This is a genomic window from Bacillus sp. FSL L8-0099, assembly GCF_038006385.1.
In the GTDB taxonomy this organism is placed as follows: Bacteria; Bacillota; Bacilli; order Bacillales; family Bacillaceae_G; genus Bacillus_A; species Bacillus_A toyonensis.
Window position 1 is genome coordinate 19,489 of the sequence record NZ_JBBOVC010000005.1, and the last position, 19,408, is coordinate 38,896.

General features: G+C 34.9%; 20 protein-coding genes. 6 read left to right on the plus strand and 14 right to left on the minus strand.

The features are described from left to right. Nucleotides 1–7: 7 nt before the first annotated feature. The 10 genes from MHH42_RS31825 to MHH42_RS31875 form a co-directional block, all read right to left on the minus strand. Nucleotides 8–985, minus strand: a complete 978-nt coding sequence (locus tag MHH42_RS31825; RefSeq protein WP_340895717.1) for a conjugal transfer protein — start codon at nt 983–985, stop codon at nt 8–10. Between the two features lie 13 nt (nt 986–998). Next, nucleotides 999–1,256: a hypothetical protein gene (locus MHH42_RS31830; protein ID WP_340895719.1), complete on the minus strand. Its 258-nt coding sequence runs from the start codon at nt 1,254–1,256 to the stop codon at nt 999–1,001. Beyond that, the gene (locus MHH42_RS31835) at nt 1,253–1,513 is read right to left on the minus strand and encodes a hypothetical protein (RefSeq protein ID WP_340895721.1); all 261 of its coding nucleotides are present in this window, start codon (nt 1,511–1,513) and stop codon (nt 1,253–1,255) included. The genes MHH42_RS31830 and MHH42_RS31835 overlap by 4 nt, the downstream gene beginning before the upstream one ends. Before the next feature lie 338 nt (nt 1,514–1,851). Next, complete coding sequence (locus tag MHH42_RS31845; RefSeq protein WP_340895723.1) at nt 1,852–2,694, minus strand: replication-relaxation family protein; 843 nt, start codon at nt 2,692–2,694, stop codon at nt 1,852–1,854. Nucleotides 2,695–2,699: 5 nt separating this feature from the next. After that, nucleotides 2,700–5,525 (minus strand): ATP-binding protein, encoded by a 2,826-nt coding sequence (locus tag MHH42_RS31850; RefSeq protein ID WP_340895724.1) that lies wholly within the window; start codon nt 5,523–5,525, stop codon nt 2,700–2,702. A 32-nt stretch (nt 5,526–5,557) separates the two neighbouring features. Continuing rightward, nucleotides 5,558–5,797, minus strand: coding sequence for a hypothetical protein (locus MHH42_RS31855; protein WP_000517902.1), 240 nt, complete (start codon nt 5,795–5,797; stop codon nt 5,558–5,560). Between the two features lie 59 nt (nt 5,798–5,856). Continuing rightward, a complete protein-coding gene (locus MHH42_RS31860; protein ID WP_000802603.1) occupies nt 5,857–6,039 on the minus strand; it encodes a hypothetical protein in 183 nt (60 codons plus the stop codon). Nucleotides 6,040–6,116: 77 nt separating this feature from the next. Then, the gene (locus MHH42_RS31865; protein ID WP_000334852.1) at nt 6,117–6,302 is read right to left on the minus strand and encodes a hypothetical protein; all 186 of its coding nucleotides are present in this window, start codon (nt 6,300–6,302) and stop codon (nt 6,117–6,119) included. A gap of 34 nt (nt 6,303–6,336) precedes the next feature. After that, nucleotides 6,337–8,577: a SpaA isopeptide-forming pilin-related protein gene (locus tag MHH42_RS31870; RefSeq protein ID WP_340895727.1), complete on the minus strand. Its 2,241-nt coding sequence runs from the start codon at nt 8,575–8,577 to the stop codon at nt 6,337–6,339. A 165-nt stretch (nt 8,578–8,742) separates the two neighbouring features. Beyond that, entirely contained in the window at nt 8,743–8,979 is a 237-nt protein-coding gene (locus MHH42_RS31875) for a helix-turn-helix domain-containing protein (RefSeq protein ID WP_340895728.1), read from the minus strand. Between the two features lie 123 nt (nt 8,980–9,102). Here MHH42_RS31875 and MHH42_RS31880 point away from each other — a divergent pair, with 123 nt between their 5' ends. Next, the gene (locus MHH42_RS31880; protein WP_340895729.1) at nt 9,103–9,738 is read left to right on the plus strand and encodes a helix-turn-helix domain-containing protein; all 636 of its coding nucleotides are present in this window, start codon (nt 9,103–9,105) and stop codon (nt 9,736–9,738) included. 330 nt (nt 9,739–10,068) lie between these two features. On the opposite strand, the gene MHH42_RS31885 is transcribed toward MHH42_RS31880, so the two are convergent. Both MHH42_RS31885 and MHH42_RS31890 read right to left on the minus strand, forming a co-directional pair. Further along, a complete protein-coding gene (locus tag MHH42_RS31885) occupies nt 10,069–10,215 on the minus strand; it encodes a hypothetical protein (RefSeq protein ID WP_000170513.1) in 147 nt (48 codons plus the stop codon). Beyond that, nucleotides 10,208–11,374, minus strand: a complete 1,167-nt coding sequence (locus tag MHH42_RS31890) for an AimR family lysis-lysogeny pheromone receptor (RefSeq protein ID WP_340895734.1) — start codon at nt 11,372–11,374, stop codon at nt 10,208–10,210. Before MHH42_RS31890 ends, MHH42_RS31885 begins: the two co-directional genes overlap by 8 nt. Before the next feature lie 450 nt (nt 11,375–11,824). Here MHH42_RS31890 and MHH42_RS31895 point away from each other — a divergent pair, with 450 nt between their 5' ends. After that, on the plus strand, nt 11,825–12,826 hold the full coding sequence (locus MHH42_RS31895) for a Replicase RepFR55 (RefSeq protein WP_340895735.1): 1,002 nt from the start codon (nt 11,825–11,827) through the stop codon (nt 12,824–12,826). A gap of 1,059 nt (nt 12,827–13,885) precedes the next feature. Beyond that, entirely contained in the window at nt 13,886–14,812 is a 927-nt protein-coding gene (locus MHH42_RS31900; RefSeq protein WP_340895736.1) for a tyrosine-type recombinase/integrase, read from the plus strand. A gap of 24 nt (nt 14,813–14,836) precedes the next feature. Here the strand turns inward: MHH42_RS31900 and MHH42_RS31905 are convergent, their stop codons facing one another. Next, entirely contained in the window at nt 14,837–15,265 is a 429-nt protein-coding gene (locus tag MHH42_RS31905) for a helix-turn-helix domain-containing protein (RefSeq protein WP_340895738.1), read from the minus strand. A 398-nt stretch (nt 15,266–15,663) separates the two neighbouring features. Between MHH42_RS31905 and MHH42_RS31910 the strand changes: the two genes are divergently transcribed. After that, complete coding sequence (locus MHH42_RS31910; RefSeq protein ID WP_097959299.1) at nt 15,664–16,119, plus strand: GNAT family N-acetyltransferase; 456 nt, start codon at nt 15,664–15,666, stop codon at nt 16,117–16,119. A 566-nt stretch (nt 16,120–16,685) separates the two neighbouring features. After that, nucleotides 16,686–17,063, plus strand: a complete 378-nt coding sequence (locus MHH42_RS31915; RefSeq protein ID WP_340895741.1) for a DUF3888 domain-containing protein — start codon at nt 16,686–16,688, stop codon at nt 17,061–17,063. A gap of 107 nt (nt 17,064–17,170) precedes the next feature. On the opposite strand, the gene MHH42_RS31920 is transcribed toward MHH42_RS31915, so the two are convergent. Further along, a complete protein-coding gene (locus MHH42_RS31920) occupies nt 17,171–17,737 on the minus strand; it encodes a M23 family metallopeptidase (protein ID WP_340895742.1) in 567 nt (188 codons plus the stop codon). A 498-nt stretch (nt 17,738–18,235) separates the two neighbouring features. On the opposite strand from MHH42_RS31920, the gene MHH42_RS31925 reads away from it, so the two are divergent. Next, complete coding sequence (locus tag MHH42_RS31925) at nt 18,236–19,402, plus strand: ParM/StbA family protein (RefSeq protein WP_340895744.1); 1,167 nt, start codon at nt 18,236–18,238, stop codon at nt 19,400–19,402. The last annotated feature ends 6 nt before the right edge of the window (nt 19,403–19,408 follow it).

Below are 19,408 nucleotides of genomic sequence, written 5' to 3' on the forward strand. Positions count from 1 at the left end.
CCCTCTCCTATTTTGTTTTTAAGTCTTTTACAACCCATTGCTTTCCATCTTGTTTTACAAACAACGTGTAACTTGTTTTCATTTTCGTTTCAGAATGCGGATCAATCATAGATACCTCTGTTTGTACCTCATACGTGTCTTTTGTTTTTCCTGGATAAATCTTAGAGGAAAGTACATTTTCAAATTTCATGGCTCCTTCTAACCCTTTAATATCCGTATTAGCTAGCACGTACGCGAGTTCTTTTTGTGTTGCGGTAGTATAGGATTTAAAGAAAGTGGGTAGAAATTCCCGAATGTCTTCTTTTACAGTGAGTTCATGGACTTCCTCTCGGTCGTTCTCTTCTTTTCCTTCTGGTACTTCTGCTTTTTCATTTACCTTGACAATTTGAGGGAATCCACTAATGACAAAAGCCTTTCCATCTGATTGAACAGGAACCGACACTTGCTGGATCACCTCCTTATCCTCTGGCCCGCTATTATCTGCTTTCATGCGGCTTAATTTGTATTTCACTTTAAAAATTACGTTTGCTTCCTTATCTGTAACCTCATCTACTTTTAATAAAGTTGCGTATAGAAAATTGGAATCCCATTGCATACTTACAAAATCTAAACCAACTTGCGGATCAAATGTTTTCGGTATATATGGATGTAAGCGCTCTGAACGCTTCTTCTTGCCTTCATCCCCTCTTTGCCATGTAAAGTATTCCTTTGCGAATCCGCGCGCAAATTCAATTGCTTCTGGACGTGAGGCAAGGTTTTGTTTTTGCGTAACTTCCTTTGGAGTAGTGCTGGCCTTTGCTGTTGTATCTCCCTTTCCTTTTACTACAGTTGTGATGGATACAATTAGCATCCAACTAAACAGGAGCCAAAAGGCCCATTTTCCAATTAAGCGCCCTTTATAAGAAGGAAGCTTTGTGGCTTTCCTTGCCTTCCCTTGTTTACTTTCAAATGTTTTTGCAAACCACTGTTTCACCTTTTGAAACATATTCATCCCCCCTTCAATTTCGGTACTGGCGTAAAGATCGTTCGTAGCAATCACAAGCGAATGAAGCCATACCAACTGCGGTTGATTCATCTTTTATTCCATTTCTTGCATAATTGATAAAATTGTTGAGTTTCGTTTGACTGCCTGTGATATAGGGAAATCGAGCATGAACCACATACCGTTTGTCTTCATCCCTCCCCACTTCAAAGGACGCTCCATCTGTAGCCCGAAACGCCCTTACAAACTCTAAACCTTCCAATTCGTCCATCATGCACTCTCCTTTTCTCTTAAAACTGTAAGAAACTTGTTTGCCTTTTCTTTAAACATCCACCCTTTGTCTATCCTTGCTTGTTGGAACATGTCATAACAGCTGATTTCACGTTCAATTTCTAACATTGCTTTTTCTTTTGTAAGCTCTATCCCATCGCACTTCCATTCCAATTCATCTGTATTTAATCCGATCTCTATTTCAATGATTTTTCCATAAGATAAAACTTCTGCATATATACATCTGTTTGAGATAAACAAATCTCATGTGTTTCCTCACAACCCATTCCCTCATAGATTTCCGTTAGAAATTGAACTTCAGTTTCTTCTAAACTTCCTCTTTCATAAGTGTTTTTATGTGTAAACATCGTTTATCTCCCCCTTATGATCGACTATCGGCCATCTTCCATATTCCTACTACCACCAGACAGAGAAGTAACACGCCTTCCCATCCCTGCGTATAGTAAATTTCCACCACTTTACTTTTCACCACTTCCCAGGCTTCTCTTGATCCTGGTACTCTTTCAAATAACCAATCTGAAAAGACAATTAACAGAAAAACACTGGCACTTATCGATAAAATAAACCGAAACACATTCTTAGAACCTCACTTTCTTATTCGAATTTTGAATATTCCGATAAATATTCCCGAATGGGTCTTGCAATATATCTTGAAACAGTGTGATATAAACTGGAATTTCTGGACTGCTTACCCCTTTTAAGTAGCGAATCAATTCTTTTTCCCTACTTTCACTACCTGCAACAAATACCAGGCGCCATATCGGTATTTCATATCCCATACCAGCATGTGTCCGATAGTCTGCCTTTTTTCCTTCTTGCGTCATGAAATCGTTATAACGGATGATCTTTTTTTCTAATACTTCTTTTGATCCGTAAGAACGTTCCATTTCCATGAATACACCAATGTTTTTATCAATTGCTTCTTTTAATCCAATTACCGCAACCCCGTCTGGGCGTATGACGCGATTTTTTCCTTTTGCATATTGGAATGTGGCCCGCGGTTCGTTAATCCATTCCTTTAGTTCCAATCTTTCTTCTCTCTTCGATACTAATGTCATGGCACATTCAATCTTTGCTAACATTAAACTGTGATACACAAAGGATGCCGAACGTTGGGACCAACTACTTTTCCAATGTACACTCCCTCTTAATCCACAAACTGTTTCTACTCCCTTTGCCGCAAGCGTATATACGTTTTGCGGTCTTCCAGATTTACGAACCTGGTTTCTTGAAACAGGTATGGGAAGTAATTCATTTTTTAAATATTTTTCTTGTACCAAACGATTCAAACGGTAGTATACTGATTTTTTCTTATGGTTCGGATATACTTTTTCTGTTATATACTCCATATCAACATAGATGTGATTGTGTATATCCATGAGTAAGTTTTGGTCTTCTTCCAATAACAACATACTGCACATAGTCTCTACTCCTTTTCCCACATATCGAAAATGCTTTTTTCTCCTTTCATAACTGCCTCCATTTCATCCTCACTTTTTGATGGTTCGATGATCGGCGTTTCTTCTGGAAGTTCTATTTCTGATTCTTTTGTTTGTGTTTTTGGCTGTTTTACTTCTTGTTTTTCTTCTTTCACTTTTACCGCTTCGGTAGCTTGTTTTCGAAATGGGATAATTTGCGCTTGATGTGCGGGTTCAACTTGCTTTGTTTCGGAAACAGGTTCTTTCACTTCTTCATTGGAGGGTGCTTTTTCTTCTAATTCATCTAGCCCCGATGTCACAACAGGTTCTTCTTTGGTTAAATTGACTTTTTCGGCTTGCTGATACTTGCCTTTTCCATATAGAAACTCATCAATTTCCTTGTCGATTTCTAATCCGGCTTTTCCATTTTGTCGCTCTAAAGAATGAATCTTTGCTCTGGTCCATTCATTTGATGCATGAATTTCTTTTTCGTTTTTGTAATTAGCCGCTTTTCCATTTGGTAGATAGCGGTCTAATGGTGGAACACGTATGGTACACCATACATTTTTTGCTTCACCTCTGATATAATCTTGTGTTTGTATGGCTACAACTAAGTTAGGAAGGTTTTGCAAATACTCTGTACGGAATTGCTTTTGCATAATGCCCTCTAGCGTTTTCGCGGAATTATGACCTTGCCTACATACAAAGTAATTTCCGCCCGCCTCTGTTAACATGTCTGTTAGCTCTCTGTCTAACTGTCCCGAAACTTGCTGTGTAATCACCCATAATCCAAATCCATGCTTCCGATCCTTCGCAATAATTTTCGGAAGAACGGGTACTGGCACGTCATGTGCTTCATCTATAACTCCTAAATGTAGTTTTGAACCATGCGGCCGCTGTTGGGCGATACGGTGATATTGATTACAAATATAACCGACTGTAAGCAATGTATCTTCTTTTCCCATACCCGCTAAATCATAAAAGATAAGGTGCCCCTCATCCATCCACTTTCGAATTTCTAAGGAAAAGCCTGTTTGCCCGTACATACGCTTTAAATACAACGTATTACGGAAGATATCTAATCGGTTTAAAATCGCCTGTGTGCTGTCTTCTAATGCGCTTCCTACTTCATATTTCCAAAAGTGAGAGTAATATTTTTGTTCTGGCCCTTGTAAATTGGCAATTACATTTGCTCGAAATAGTTCATCACTTATGAAGAGTGGGATACTTAAAATCGTATGAATTTGACTCTTATCACAAAGTAACGTCCCGATAATTGCCCTTAGTAATCGTTCTGTTTGTTGTGCTTGCCCTTGAATCATTAACTTAATCATTTCCATAATGGATTCAACCACTGTTTGGATATCTTCATTTGGAAACCGATGAAACAAATTCAAAGCTGGCGGGTGATCTGTGTTTCGAAAACGGATAAAATGAACCTTACTCCAATCCACCTGTTTCCCATCCTTTTCCGCTTTCAATAGGCGATTCATTGCTACATATGCCAAATCTTCGGTTGGATCAAATAGAGATAATCCACCTGCTTCATTCGGATTTTCTAGCCATTTATCAATGACACTTTGCATTAACCTCATGGCAATGGTGCTTTTACCAGACCCAACTTTTCCCGTAATGTAACCATGATTCTTGAAAAAGTCTTCTCGAATTTTTACTAATCGATCCTTGATATAGGGATGCATCACATGGCCAATTGAAATGCCTTCGGCCAATAAATCATTTGGTATCATGTTTTCCCCTTTATCTAGATACAAGATGTTGCGCTCTGTCTTGCTGTTTTTATCCCCTGTTACGTTAGGTAGATGGAACAAGTTTAATAGCTCTGATCCCGTCCATATCATTTTCCCGTATACGGGATGTGGTACAGCTGGCATACTACGTCTAAACCTTCTGTATCTCAACTCATTCACATCTGCCATAATACTTGCTACCATATGCCCTAAATTCTTAATAACAGGTACACCAGGATAATAGTCACTTGCAAATGAAACAGATACTTGAAATGCCACTTCATTTTTTGCAAAACGTTTATTCAATGCGCGAATTTCTTCTTTTTCAAAGGCATCTAGCCCATGCTTTTTCTTCTTTCGAATGGCCTTTTCTGCTTTTCGAATCCCTTTTGTCAGCTGATACCCGTTATCTGGTGTAAAAGCAACATCAACCCATGTCTTTTCTTCCATTGCACTTCCTAACATCGGTAATACATCACGTGTATAGCGTGCTAGTGATAACGTGGCATCTAGCCGCTTTCTCTTTAATACCATCCGTCCTCCTACCGCTTTCCTTGTTGGAAATGGCATTTCTTCCTTTGGGACGGTATAAATTTCACTGTGGGTATAGGCGCTTTGTATAGCTTGCACAACCTGTTTGATTTTATCTTCTGGACCACCTACATAAAAGCGAACACGCTCGTTTTCTCCCTCTGGACGATACATCGTCATGCGGTACCAATCGCGCCCTTTTAACAGGCGTTCTAAAGGCTTTCGGCCCGAACCATGTACATGCCGAATCATTTGCCCTAGTTTATCTGGTGTGACTTCATCATCTATGTGCGGAATGAATAATACGTATCGATACCGCTTCTTTTCTAGATATAAATAGATGCCATGTAAGACAATCCGTATGACAATTCCCAACAGGATCAATAAAGCAATCCCACGAAACACACCGACTACAGTTGGCACCAGCTTCATCAATTCTGTGAGGATTTTTTCTTTAGAAAACCAGACAAATGCAACAGCTCCTATACCTAAGAGCATTTTCCAGTTCTTTTCTATGAAGTTTTCAATTTCTTTGTCGAGCTTGCTGTGCGCCACTTCTTCACTTCCTTTCTATCCTTGAAATGGCCTTATGCAAGGGCTACTAGTTTTTCACGATGCTTTTGTGTTCGTTCTTCTGCGGCTAATTGGATCAAGATTTGAGGTTGCATGATCCCGTTTTGAGGTTTGTTAATTTGATCTAAGAGTGTTTTATAGTTGAAGAGTTCTTGCTTCACTTGCTCAATATCTAATTCACCATTTACCATGACTTGTTCTTTCCAGAACGTTTCCCAGCATTCTTGACGATTTTGATACGCTTGTTTTCCCATCTTGCTTCCTCCTTTTAAGTGGGGAGGATATTCAGTGAAAGAATGTCCTCCCATGAATATTATGATTTGCGCGCTTTTTTGTAAGGGTCTAGCGTGACCAAGAGAGAAGAGAAAATCATGCTTTTTCCCATTCTTCCCGCCCATTCTTCTGTACGCTTATTTGTTGAAGGTGTATGTGTTGTATGAGGAACTCGACCGATATAAAAACCGCGTTTACTTCGCATATGCTTAATTGGTTTCATAAGAAATCCTCCTGTATTGTTTTATCTTTCTATATCGTTAAATAGAAATATTCTGTACATCTAAGAGGTTTCATTCATTATGAAGCTACTAAATCTAATTCTTCTAAATCTGTAGAAAGGATCGTAATTTCTTGTTGGTGCTCTTTGAACAGAACATGTTGGATATTTTTTCGCAACTGAAACCCATCTTCCACCAATGCAAGTAAATATGATTTCGTATATTTCCTATCATTGATTTGATAATGTACATCAAATATGCACATTTGATCCCGCCCTCCCTTATCAGTTGAGAGTTTTTTAAACTTCTTGATTCTTACGTTTTCTAAATGCGTAAACAGCTATGATGCTACCAAGAACGACAAATGTACCACCAATCCATTTCCAATATGGATTTTCAATTTTGCCGCCTGTTGTTGGTAAATGGCTTTCTACTTTCTTAGGTTGTTCTTTCATCGGTTGTGGTTGTTTTACAATGTATTGTGGTTTCTCTGGTGTTGGTACAGGTTTTTCAATGACTTGTGGTGTTTGTGGCTTTTCTGGTTGCGGTTTTGGTTGTTCTGGCTGTGGCGTTTCTGGTGTTGGTGGAACTTCTTTTTTCTGATCTGCTACAACATGTTTGATAATCTCACCATCTGTTTTAATTTCAAAAGAGAATGTTTCTTCATTGATTAAATATCCTTCTGGCGCGAATGTCTCTTTATATGTGTATTTACCAGCTGGTAATTTCTCAAACTTTGCAATGCCTTGTTCATTTGTTTTTCCTTTTACAACTTCCTGGCCTTGCTCGTTATAAATCGTAAACTCTGCACCTGGTAACTTGTTGTTTCCATCGGCTACGTCTACTTTTGTAATTTCAATTGAGCCTTTAATCTTTGTATTCTTTGCAACTAGCTCAATTGTTTTTCCGTTTTCAGTAATGCTGAACGGAATCGGGTCTTTTACCAGCACATAGCCCGCTGGTGATGTTTTTTCGATGAATTGGTACTTTCCAAATGGGATATTATCAATTTTGATTAACCCGTTTTTGTCTGTCTTATGCTCACTGATTTTCTTGCCTTTTTCATCAGCTAGGATAAAAACAGCACCTTCTAATTTTGTTTTCCCATCTTCATCTACTTTTACAAGCTGTACATTTCCTTTTACTTGATCGTTTTTCACTTCGAATGTAAGTGTTTGATTATGATCTTTTACTTCAAATGGATACTTTGTTTGATTTAATAAGTAACCTTCTAATCCTTTCGTTTCCTGGAAGTAATACTTTCCAAACGGAAGAGAATTTACTTTCGCAATCCCTTCTTGATTTGTAGTTACTTTTGTGACTGCCTTTCCTTCTGGCGTAAATACTGTAAATTCAACGCCTGGGAGAATCTTGCCTGTATCACTTACTTTTTTAATTTCAATATTGCCTTTGATCTGTACATTTTTCATTTCAACAACAGCAATTTCACCTGTTTTCACTTCAAAAGGCTTTGGTGTAGCATCTAACACATATCCAACAGGTGCTTTCACTTCTTTTACAGTGTATGTGCCAAGTTCTAAGTTGCCCATTTCAGCGATACCGTTTTTGTCAGCTGTAATCGTTCCCATAACTTGTTGATTACTGTTTACGATTTCAAATACTGCGCCTTGTAGTGGCTTTTGGTTTTCATCCACTTTCATCACTTTTAAGGCGCCATTTGCTTTCCAGAATACTTGTAAGTCTGTGCTTACTTGTTCTGTACTGCGCTCTAATAATACAGTTGCATCTTGAATCGTACTTGTTCCTTTATATACGATTGCATGAACATTCGTTAGATTTGAAACGACTTTTAGAGATAGTTCACTACTCTTAGAGGATTTTGGTACTTGAATACGGAACTTTTCTCCTAGTTGGAATGTTTCTTTCCCTTCACCTTGTTCTGTGACAATACGTGTGCCTTGTGGTGCATTGTTCATTTGTACTTGAAATGTACCTTTTTTTGCATTTGTTTGAACGTTGTATGTTGTTGTTTCGAAATATTCACCGTTTAATTGTGCTTCTTGTTTATCCGTTGGAATGACATTCATCCAAACATCTTGTGTATCCTGGCTTTGATTTGCCGCATGAATAATGTTCTTTGCCGCTTTTTGAACAGCCGCATTTTTGAACTGTAATTCATCAATGGAAATCTGGCCAAGTGCATTCCAAAGAGCTAGTTGTGTCGCGTAATGGGCTTCTTGCCAATTAGAAACACCTAAACTTTCTGGTGTTTTCTGTGGGTATCCATTCATTAAGACACGATAGGATACATCATCTGTTTTGCCTGCTTCTGGTAAATCCTCTCCATTTGGGGATTTTAAACCGTATACCAGACAATACGCGATTTGACCACTGGCGTTCTTTAGTAGCTCTGTACGAACATCTTTCCCATACTGCGGACTATAGGCCCAATCCATCTGATACCTTTCACGATTGATTACCTCCGCACTGGCTTGATTCAGCGGAATCAAGCAGCTCATCACAAATAAAAGTACACTCGTAAAGAGTAGTAGTGTTTGATACGATCGTTTCAAAACCATTTTTTACAGCTCCTTTAGGATTATTCAGTTTTCAAAGAACGGAATATTTAGCATTTTTTCTTTCTAAATATAAAACAATATACTTTAGTCATAATTATTTCGTCTTTTAGCCGAATTTCATTTACAATACACTTAGATAGATGTAATCAATAACATGAGGTTTATTCATTCTGTGATGTGTATTGCACGATAATATGTTGGTCTGAAAAGTTTCTCGATCGGAACTTCAAGGAAATCAGCTATTTTTTTAGCTTTATTGTCTTTCAGACTCCTTCTTCCAATTTCAACATCATATAATGTGCCGATTGGAATTTTAGCGCCTTTGGAAACTTCCTTAATACTTAAACCTTTGGATTCCCTGTATTCTCGTACAACGGTTTTGTTTTCATGTGACGCTAGCATTTTTTCACCCTCCCTTCCCTTAATTACATTGTATTCGGCTTAAAGCCGAAAGTCAACACAAAACGAATAATTTTTATTCAAAAACGCAATTTTGTTTTAAAATCCATGCAAAGGAGTTTAATTATGACCAATACATTTCTAGGACAAAACCTTAAACATCTCAGAAACTTACAAAAGCTAACTCAAAAAGAGCTAGCTTCCAAAATTAATATCTCTTATTATGCTTATAACAATTGGGAAAATGATTTAAGGGAACCAGATTTGCTATCTTTAAAAAAGTTCTCTATTTACTATGATCTTCTTATTGATGAATTAGTTAATACACAAATAATTTCATTAGATTCTATAGAGATACAAAATCACAAACTAGATATGATAAAAAATCTAGAAAAAAAAGATGTACTCAAACCACTTGAAGAAAACTTAAAAAGACTAAGATCATTAAAGGGACTAAGTCGCAAAAAAATCGCCGAAGAATTAAATACTCCCTATAGTACCTATGCTGGCTGGGAAAATGGATTCAGAGAACCTGATATTTCCACGCTCAATAATATAGCTTCATACCATAAAGTAAGTATAAATGATTTATTGAATCCAGAAGCGGCCGTTAGGGATGAAGATACATTAAAGCTCATCTCGCGCTTATCTAAGAATTTATTTGAAACATACATAAGCGTTCCAGATGAGCATAGAGCTGAATTAGAGAAAAAATTGATCGCCTATATGAATGAATTTAAATCTCAAAAAAAGATCAAATAGGTTTAGTTAAAATAATTATGTTTAAATTAGCCTGTCTTTTCTATATTTTCCCCTGTACTTTCTTGTTTACATATTTGGATTAAATCCATATATAGGTTAAAAATAGTATATACATCAGTTGTACAACAATTATTCTTAACATTTTGCTCTAACCAATGAATATTTAATTCCATGACAATGCCACGTCCTTTTCTTATATTTTAAGAATCAGCGTCAAGGTGGTGTATTTTTTTTACAGAATCAAAAATCGCACCACCCCCTAAAAAGTACGAAAGACGCTACAATAAGTAGCGTCTAATCATTTTAAAATTCAGTTTTTAAAATTTAGACTCAACCAGTCCCAGGGTCTACCATCATATAAGATGAAGTTAAAGAGGGATTATCTTGAACCTTAGCAAACTTTTCAACTGGTTCATTATGTAAGGAAGTTACTGAAATCCCTAAAACAAGTAGTATGCACATTAGATATTTAGTCAACTAAATTCACCTCGCTTTTCAATAGCGCTTGTTTCACACCTCTAGCATAAAACAAGTTTCCAGATCTTTCAAAAGATATTAATGCCTCTTTTAAACCTTGTATGTCTCCAATTACTTTTGAATAAGAATATAATTGATGTGCACTAAATCCATTTTGTTCCAAAATTTTATACATTGCAAGCCCTTTTTCTCGATCACCATGTAAACATTCATAATGAGCATGTTCGCCGATATGAATATAATCAAAATCAATCTTATGAAGATTAAAATTATTTTCAATATAAAGATGTGCCAATGTTGTTTTAAAAGCAAAATATTTTTGAGATTTTCTAGGGACATGGATATTATCAAGAAGCTCCAATGCTGACTCCATGTGCATTTCTGCCCTCAAAGGGTCCTCATATATGTAACTCTCTCCTAAACACCCTTTTGCAACAGCCTTAATCATCGGAATTTCTAAGTCTGATTTTAAGATTGATTCACAGACTTCTCTACATTTATCAATTTTGTCACTCAACAAATATATATAAGCAAGCCTTTCTTTATATTGCATATATAAATGATCTTTTATATATGTCTGTTTAATGTCTTTTATAGATTTTTCCGCGTCTTTTGCGAAAGGAGCAACTGCATTTGATTCGTCCTCATCATACATAGCCACAGTATAAAGCAAATTTGATAACGCTTGACACTCTGCGTTAGAAGAAAGTTTTAAATTTTTAATTTCATCAACTATTTTTTGCCCCTTAATTTCATTTTTATTTCTTCGATTAAATAAATCATAAATTAATAGGTACTGACTCACACTATCGGTATTAATATGTTTTTTTATTAATACATCTATAATCTCGTAATCACCAGAAACATGCGAATAACACAAGGCTTTCCTAATGTTCAAAGGACTTTTTATTAAGAGTATAAAGGTATTAATTTTTTGACGTCTTACCTCTAAATTGTCATATAAGATGCTAACCACTTTTAAAAAGCTGTCTAATTTCATTTCATATTTGTTTTTACATTCAATTGCTCTAGTTATTTTTTCTCTACTTACCCCCGATAATTTGGCTATTTTACGTAATGTATATTTTTCGTTTATTTTTTGCGATATTTCATCCATAAGATGTTTCATTGTAGTTTCTTTTGTAATGATCTCGTTCATAGTGACAATTCCTCCTCACTAAACCCTATTAGCCCTTTACAAAATTTTAACATATCTTCATGTTTTTTATTTTAGAATATTAAGAATCTTTGACGATGTGGTTGAAAAAATAAACACTTAATATTCTAAAGATTCTGAAAATTTTTATTGTAATTTCGAATAGGTTTTATTCATCTTTTATTGATATTTTGCGAGGAACGTTTTACAATACAAGTATAACAACAAAAAAAATAAACCCACCTCGAGCTTTTATCTGGCTGAAGTTTGGCGACGACACCAGATAAAAGCTCCCTAACAGGGTTCATTCACATAAAAAATTTATATGATTTTTTTTAGTATCATACTTGATACTGAAATTATACCATATTGTATATGTAATGTGAATATAGAACCTCTGTTTTTCCAGCATTTTTCTGTTTATTTTAGGTGGGAAAAATAGGAGGTTTTTTCATGCTACTAAATAACTTTTTGCTAAGTACAGCAAAACGAGAATTAAGCCCACACCTGGTTCATGTTCCTCAAGGTGCTATCAATAAAACAGTACAAAAAGTAATTAAGGCTATCGATACAATTCTTTTAGATACAGAAGGTAAAACCACTAAAGATTTCTTCATACAAACACCACGCCGCTATAAGGCATTAGAGGTTGTTTTATCTTACCTAGTACAAGAAGGCTACTCTCAAATGAGACAAAATCAAATCAGTGAAAAATCGGGTATTTCTGTGCCGATCATCAACTTTATTCTGAATTGGTTAGAGGACCTTGAAGTATGCCATCAAATCAAAACAAGACGTCATGGTAAGATTGCACCATCTATTTACATATTAAGCCTCAATACCAATTATTTGAAAATCATTGAATATTTTAAGCAAAAATGGGCGTTTTCAATTGATATTTTTTCTACATTTACAAAGTTTCTATCTAAAAGACTAAGTAAAAAACAGGAGAAATCTACAGAACAAGCCGAAAAACCACCTGTGCCTACATGCCAGGGGATAGATATATTGGATACTGTTGCTCTTTCAAATGAAGAAACGGAAGAAAAAGAGCCAGAGAATACCCCTAATCCAGTTGAAAAGTTAGAACTGCGATTTCGTAAAATGGATGAGTGGATGAGTGAAGATCAACAAAAACTTTATTTATATATGTTGAGTAAAGATACGAATATTACTGAAAAAGATGCGTATACAATTGCGGTTCGTATGCCACCAGACGTAGATTGGGAAGTAAGAAAGACTTTTGAAGATTGTGTACAGTATTTTGAGATAAACAAATCACAAGACAGTACGCCTGCACATTTCATGACAATCTATACAAAACAGTTAACTGCAAATAGAGAGCGTAGAGATAAACAGGCGAAAGAAAACATAAGAAATATAGGATTGAGAAAATCAAATAAGAGTACAATCCCATTCGATTTATTCAAAAAGATGCTCGATCCAAACGCCTAAATCTCATTTTCCACAAAAAAATAATTGTTTTATAGCCTTGTTCAAAAAATCCCCCCCTAACAAGGCTTTTTGTCATGCCATTCTTTATTTTAATAGATTAAACATATTATTAATCTATTATACTTTTGTAAATTGAGGGCGTTTTTCACAACAAATCCACTATGAATTTATAATTGAATTGAACCTGCTCTTAAATCAGTAATTAAATAAGAAGAATTTTCTAATCCCTTGTGAGAGTAAGGCTTATTGGGCAAAAATAAATCCTAATATATTTAATCATTTTAATTTTTTTAAAAACAAGATTTATTATAAAAAGTATCCCATATTGGGAACTATATTTTGCTAGATTTTTAAACATAAACCTCCAGAACAAACTAAATATCAAAATAGAACTCTTTTTATCATTTAATATACAAATTTACGGAACACCGAATATCTGTATACAGTATAAATACTAATATTCGTAATTTTTACCATAAATATATAGTACAGCACTTTAAAAACAAACGATCATTCCTGTTCATTATGAGCATTTCAGTAAAGAGAATAACCTCAGAATTAATTCAGAATAATATGAGATAAATCTACAGAATTAGTTGCGACAACATACTTAGGTTATTCTGAACTTATTCTTACCTTAAACTGATTGATAGAACTAGGTTCCGCGGAATATTTAGAAACTTAGATTTACCTTGAAGCTCTCCTGGTAAGGGTATCTTGATTCAGCTATGAATCAGATTCCGTTGCCAGGCAGATTTTCATAAAACTACGTAGGCGGGGCGGCGGCCATTCCCATTCCTCGCATATCGTCCTCCTTCAACATCGGCCCATCATTCGCCTTCCACTCATTCCTACACATCTATATATCCACCTATATTACAACTCCACGCCCTGTCTAGCCATGCCCATATGTCTCCGCATAGCCCCGCAATGTCCTGGCCCTGGACTCCCACCAAGCCCCAAAGAAAACACCTCGACCTAGAATCCCCTATTGCTTGTTTGTATAGTTCTCGTATATAATTGCGGTACACAATTTTTAGGAAAAAGGAGTATATAAACATGACTTGGGAACTTTCTGTTGATGTTTTCCTTGCTGATTTGTTAAAACATGGCCGTAAATCTTCCACCGTTAAACAATACCGCTACGATCTCACACTTTTCACATCATGGATTCAGAAACGCGTCAAATCACCCCCAGAATCGTTTTTTCGTTCTTTCGATACAAATGCATTAGATAGATACTTAAAAGCCCTTAAAAAGGAACGTGGAGCGTCAATTTCTAATATCAAGCGTGTACGAGGTATTCTCATTAACTTTTTACAATTTCATGGTGCGGCCCAGGATTTAAAAAGTGATATCTCCCCTCCTGGACTAACTTCTAAACACTTTGCATCGGATCAAGAAACAAAAAAACTATTCCGCGTCATGCGTAGTTATAACGGATTAACCGACTACCAAGCAACAGGAAGAAAGTTTATTCTAGAACGTAATCTTTTATTAATTCATTTCATGTTAGATTATGGGCTGTCTATCCAGGACATTCTTACGCTTTCTATGCATGATATACACTTTGGGACGAATACCATTACCCCAGGAGGGATACACGCCTACAAGCGATCTATTACCCTTTCAAAAGAGCATGTAAAACTGGCCTTATCGTATTACAACAAGATTCCTAATCTTGTTAGGCCGCGCCAACAAACGGGCGATCCCTTCTTTGTGGCGTTTGATTTCGGCCCGCAAACGTTCCGCTGGGACTATGAAAAAGATCAACCTGCCGCTTTAACTAGAATCGCTGTACAACGCATGTTACAGAAAGAAGCGAAACGCGCTGAAATCCATATAACGCCTACTATGCTACGGAACCGTTTTATATTAAATGCGCTACAGAATGACATGAAACCCATTGAAATTAAAGCATTTTTAGGATTGAAAAGCGTTGAGGCCCTGCATAGATACGTTCAATTCTGGAATAAACAGCAATAAAAAGAAGACCAAACTAAATTTTTTCTAGTTTGGTCTTCTTTTTATTTTAAATTCATTAATAATTGCTTTTTTTACATCACTATAAAATACCATTATCAGCATTCCTAATATAGTTATAAATAAGGAAATTCCTTCAATGCCAATAAATATCCCTATAAATATAAGAGCAATACCTATAAAAAAAACAAAATCATTTTCCTCATCATCGTCTTCACACTTATCCTTATCCTTTTTTTCTAATTCCTCTCGAGTATTCGCTGATCCCTTTATTAACTCATCAATTGTTACTTCATATAATTCACTAAGTAAAATCAAATTATCAATATCAGGGTAACTTTTATTGCTCTCCCATTTATATACAGCTTGTCTAGTCACTCCAACCTTTCGAGCCACATCTTCTTGTGAAAAGCTTTTTAATTCACGAAACTTTTTTAATTGCGTACCTAAATTCATATTATTCACCTCTAAGAAAACATTACATATAAACTCCTAATTAATAAAGAAACCATTAATCTAATGCATGTAAACCAATGGTTCACATATTAAAACCCTTACTAAATTACCCTCAATATCCAACTCATAAAATGTTATTAGGGAGCACCATATCATTTAGGGGGAATTGTACGCTAATGAATACAAAACCTTATCCTTACAGTATTTTTCGAGGATAAAAACCTAAGTTTAATTGATCATAAATTGAATCAAGGGTACCTCCACATTTTGGAAAAACCCTACGCTAAGCCAAAAATACAATAAGCTGTCCATTTGGACAGCTTATTTACATAATTCTCGATATAGGAAGTACAGTATTCTATACTTAAATAAAAATATATTACTGGAGATGTGAAAGAATGGAAATTATTAACAAACAGATAACACTCGAAGAAATAGAAGTGATAAGAAACCCATTAGATAAATTGCATGAATATCATAATAGTAAATCAAAATTTTTTTCTGGTGATTATCCAAGAATTACATTTGAGGAACGTATTAAAGAATATGAAAAAAACTTAAAGTATGGAGAATACAGGATCGAATTATTGATTGAAGCGGAAACGGACAATATATTAGGATTTTATATAGCATATGGTAAAAAAGTAAGCGGGAAGATTGAGGTCCTATTTGTTGACGAAAAATACCGAAGAAATGGATTGGGTTTGAAATTAATGAATAGTGCAATGGAATGGTTTAAAGAAAAACAAATATATGAAATTGAATTAACAGTAGTGTACGGGAATGAAGCTGTATCGTTTTATGAGAAATTGGGATTCTATCCACGTTCAATTATTATGACAACTAAATCATAATTTAATCCAACTTTATTTTAAGTCTACAGGTGAATACTCTATACATGATCGGTTAACATAACGTCTCAGTATCGGTAGCAAAGAGAAAGACGTCTTCTTACTCTCACAAGGGATTTGTCTTTGTCTTTTTCTATGACTCTATGCATCTTTTTATACATTCCTATTCTGGTGCGGTTTTATGGCTCGCGTTTCTTACTGGATTAGCCGAAAAACTGTATAAAATCTTGTATGCTCTTAGCCTAGTTTTTTTCGAAATGCTGGCAATACACCATATGTTATAAAAAAAACACAAGTTATATAATGGTTTCTTAGAGGAAATCATTATTTGTTAACCATAATATAAATATGTTATGATTACATTCTCTAAAACTACCTAAAAAAGGCGAATCCCAACTTACACAGGATTCGCCTTTTTCCTTGCTACCGATACTGATGCATTATGTTAACCGAGCATGTATATCGTATACAATAAAATTTCTTCATTTTTTTCTTATCTTACTCAAACTAAAGTATTTGTTAGTACAATAATATTAGCCAAAGTGGACAGAATAATTTTAGGTGATGCTATGAAGAAAATTCTAATTGTACTAAGTATCTTAATGTTCATCATTTCCTACTCTACGTTCTCTTTTCAAGCAAATGCAAAAGAACCAGATAATGATATGGTGAAATATGCTCTAATAAGAAGCCTCAGTCCATCAATTGATAAAGCTTTAACAGAAATTTATAAAAATGCTACAGAAGGTATCCCATCCTGGGCAGGATGGGATACTGAGATTATGAATATTAAACAATTATATGGTATTGGTGGAGCTTATGATGTGAAAGTACGAGTTTCCCCCTATTATGGACCACATATTGGCTATGGTATTGATGAAATTACCGTTAGAGTAGATGCTAGTGGTCAACAACTTATTGAATATAAGCACATACAGGATGTTTAACTTTCGCTTTCGAATTTTATGTAAATAAAAAAACCTGTTGATAGCAAAAAACAGGTTTTTTTAAGCTATTGCTATAAGGACTAATAGTTTAAAAGTTTTACATATTATTATTTTTTAAATGGTGGCAAATATTTAGTTGGATCTACACGTTCACCATGAAGTGTATCTGTTCTTACTTCCAAGTGAAGGTGATTACCTGTGGCTTCTCCCGTTTTACCAACTTCTCCTATCTTTTGACTCGCTTCTACTGTGTCACCTTTTTTCACTGACATCTTACTCATATGGGCATATAAGGTATAAAGTTTCTTTTTATTGTAGGTATGTTCGATAACTACTACATTACCATAATCAGTAAACCCATTTTTTTTGCTTCCAAAATCAGCAAAAACTACTTTACCAGATTGAACAGCATCTATTCTTGTTCCTTGTGGTGCTGCAAAATCAAAACCTTTATGTACTCTACCATTCTTTTTATCTAAATTGTAGGGATCGGTGGAAGTTACTTTTTTCATATCTATAGGCATCTTTGCTATATCTTTAAATTCCGATGCCTTGACTGCACCATTAATTTCATACTTCACCGAACCATAATCCGGTGATTCAGCAAATGTATTTCCACTAACCGAGAATAATAAGCCTGTAGCTAAAGTACTTACTATCATTTTTTTAAACATAATTAATCCCCCTTAAATATTTTTATAAGTTTCAAATTAAATGTATCACTTTTATCACTTTTGTTAATATTTTGAATTTGTAGAAATATTTATCTAATTTCGGTAATATTTGAATTCTATTTTATCAATTAGAAAATGAAGGAAACCCAGAGTGTGTCAAATGTTCCATATAAAACCTATTTAATTTGATGAGAAATTGAACTGTCCCCACAGTTCTTGCGCTTAGAATCCTTATCGCTTCATTGTATAAGGGGAAATTCTTATCGAAAAAACGAAAAGATACAAATTTATTATGAAAAATAGATTCACATCAATTAAAGTTAACAATAAATTTATTGTTAACTTTAATTAACATTTAGAAATAAAAATAACATAAAAAGCTTATTTCTATAGATAATACGATTATTTTTATTTGTTAACTTTTTTCACAAATATACTTCCAATAACGCTGAAAAAATGTTATCTTGTTAACAAGATAACTAAAGGAGTGAATAGTTAATGAAAATTACTATGATGAATAAGGATTCTGGAAACTCACTTGATATGAACTTAATTGATGGTTTCTATATCGAAACTCCTACAAACGTTGTAGAAATTAGTAAAGACGAAGCTGATTCTCATTTTGTAGCAACCATTACTAATCCTAAAGAATTATTATCTCGCCTACTTATTTCAACAACAATCCCAGGAGAAGACAGTGAACGATTCTTCTTAGTTGGCGACGAAGCTGCAAAACATGCATTAGCTAACAATCATGTCAACAAACTTCATGATAAAATTACAAGCCCTATCCCTTACGTAATGTTTTTATCAGCTGTTTCTTTCTATCATGCTATTAATGAAACTCGCGAATCCGATGACAATACAGTTGAAATTGAATATTTCCAAACAATGTTACCTATATGGTTACTGAAACGAACAGCAAAATTTAGTGAAGCCCAAAATGCAATGGCGGAAAGATTTGCTGGAGAGCATGAAGTTACAATACATACACCAGGAATGGAAAAAACATTAAAAATAACTGTAGAAAAGGCAACTTGTCGTATCGAAGGAGAAATTGCACGTTTAGCAATTAAAAAGAATTTTGAATTAGAAGATCGTGAAGAGGCAAGACAATTCGATAACAACGATACAGTACTTGTTGATATTGGCGGCGGGACGATTGATCTAGTATTATCACCAGCCGGTTTAAAATCACCTAAGAACCGTGATTCAATGCAACCGATAGACAAATTATCTTATCTATCTCATATTGAAAAATTAAGAAAAGAAAAGTTCTTAGAAAAATTCTCTGATTTACGTTCATTTGAAACATTTATAGTGAACAATTTCCAAAAACCCAAAATGGAATTAGTTGACGGAAACACTGGCCAGCGTGTAGATTTAACGGACAAAATCCGCTCTTCCTTAAAAGAGTTTGCTAAGTTTCTAATTTTAAAAATCCAAGATGTAATGCCTGCACCAGCTGATAAAGTTTATAAATATGTTTATTTCGGTGGTGTTGCCCCAATATTAGAAACTAGCATTCATGAAGTCATTGAAGAAATGTATGGAGCTGAAATTGCTCAAGCAAATCATATTTTCTTACCAGATTCACGTAAATTAAATTTATATGGTCTTGAAGTAAAAAGCCGCGGTGAAATGCTGCAAAAAACAGAGAAATAAGTATAG

What these genes read in the sequence shown, in the direction of transcription:
- MHH42_RS31925 (WP_340895744.1), top strand. Translation starts at nt 18,236, where the DNA reads ATGAAAATTACTATGATGAATAAGGATTCTGGAAACTCACTTGATATG.
- MHH42_RS31875 (WP_340895728.1), bottom strand. Translation starts at nt 8,979, where the DNA reads ATGCTAGCGTCACATGAAAACAAAACCGTTGTACGAGAATACAGGGAA.
- MHH42_RS31915 (WP_340895741.1), top strand. Translation starts at nt 16,686, where the DNA reads ATGAAGAAAATTCTAATTGTACTAAGTATCTTAATGTTCATCATTTCC.
- MHH42_RS31910 (WP_097959299.1), top strand. Translation starts at nt 15,664, where the DNA reads ATGGAAATTATTAACAAACAGATAACACTCGAAGAAATAGAAGTGATA.
- MHH42_RS31865 (WP_000334852.1), bottom strand. Translation starts at nt 6,302, where the DNA reads ATGTGCATATTTGATGTACATTATCAAATCAATGATAGGAAATATACG.
- MHH42_RS31855 (WP_000517902.1), bottom strand. Translation starts at nt 5,797, where the DNA reads ATGGGAAAACAAGCGTATCAAAATCGTCAAGAATGCTGGGAAACGTTC.
- MHH42_RS31920 (WP_340895742.1), bottom strand. Translation starts at nt 17,737, where the DNA reads ATGTTTAAAAAAATGATAGTAAGTACTTTAGCTACAGGCTTATTATTC.
- MHH42_RS31905 (WP_340895738.1), bottom strand. Translation starts at nt 15,265, where the DNA reads ATGAATTTAGGTACGCAATTAAAAAAGTTTCGTGAATTAAAAAGCTTT.
- MHH42_RS31845 (WP_340895723.1), bottom strand. Translation starts at nt 2,694, where the DNA reads ATGTGCAGTATGTTGTTATTGGAAGAAGACCAAAACTTACTCATGGAT.
- MHH42_RS31895 (WP_340895735.1), top strand. Translation starts at nt 11,825, where the DNA reads ATGCTACTAAATAACTTTTTGCTAAGTACAGCAAAACGAGAATTAAGC.
- MHH42_RS31860 (WP_000802603.1), bottom strand. Translation starts at nt 6,039, where the DNA reads ATGAAACCAATTAAGCATATGCGAAGTAAACGCGGTTTTTATATCGGT.
- MHH42_RS31825 (WP_340895717.1), bottom strand. Translation starts at nt 985, where the DNA reads ATGTTTCAAAAGGTGAAACAGTGGTTTGCAAAAACATTTGAAAGTAAA.
- MHH42_RS31830 (WP_340895719.1), bottom strand. Translation starts at nt 1,256, where the DNA reads ATGATGGACGAATTGGAAGGTTTAGAGTTTGTAAGGGCGTTTCGGGCT.
- MHH42_RS31870 (WP_340895727.1), bottom strand. Translation starts at nt 8,577, where the DNA reads ATGGTTTTGAAACGATCGTATCAAACACTACTACTCTTTACGAGTGTA.
- MHH42_RS31880 (WP_340895729.1), top strand. Translation starts at nt 9,103, where the DNA reads ATGACCAATACATTTCTAGGACAAAACCTTAAACATCTCAGAAACTTA.
- MHH42_RS31900 (WP_340895736.1), top strand. Translation starts at nt 13,886, where the DNA reads ATGACTTGGGAACTTTCTGTTGATGTTTTCCTTGCTGATTTGTTAAAA.
- MHH42_RS31890 (WP_340895734.1), bottom strand. Translation starts at nt 11,374, where the DNA reads ATGAACGAGATCATTACAAAAGAAACTACAATGAAACATCTTATGGAT.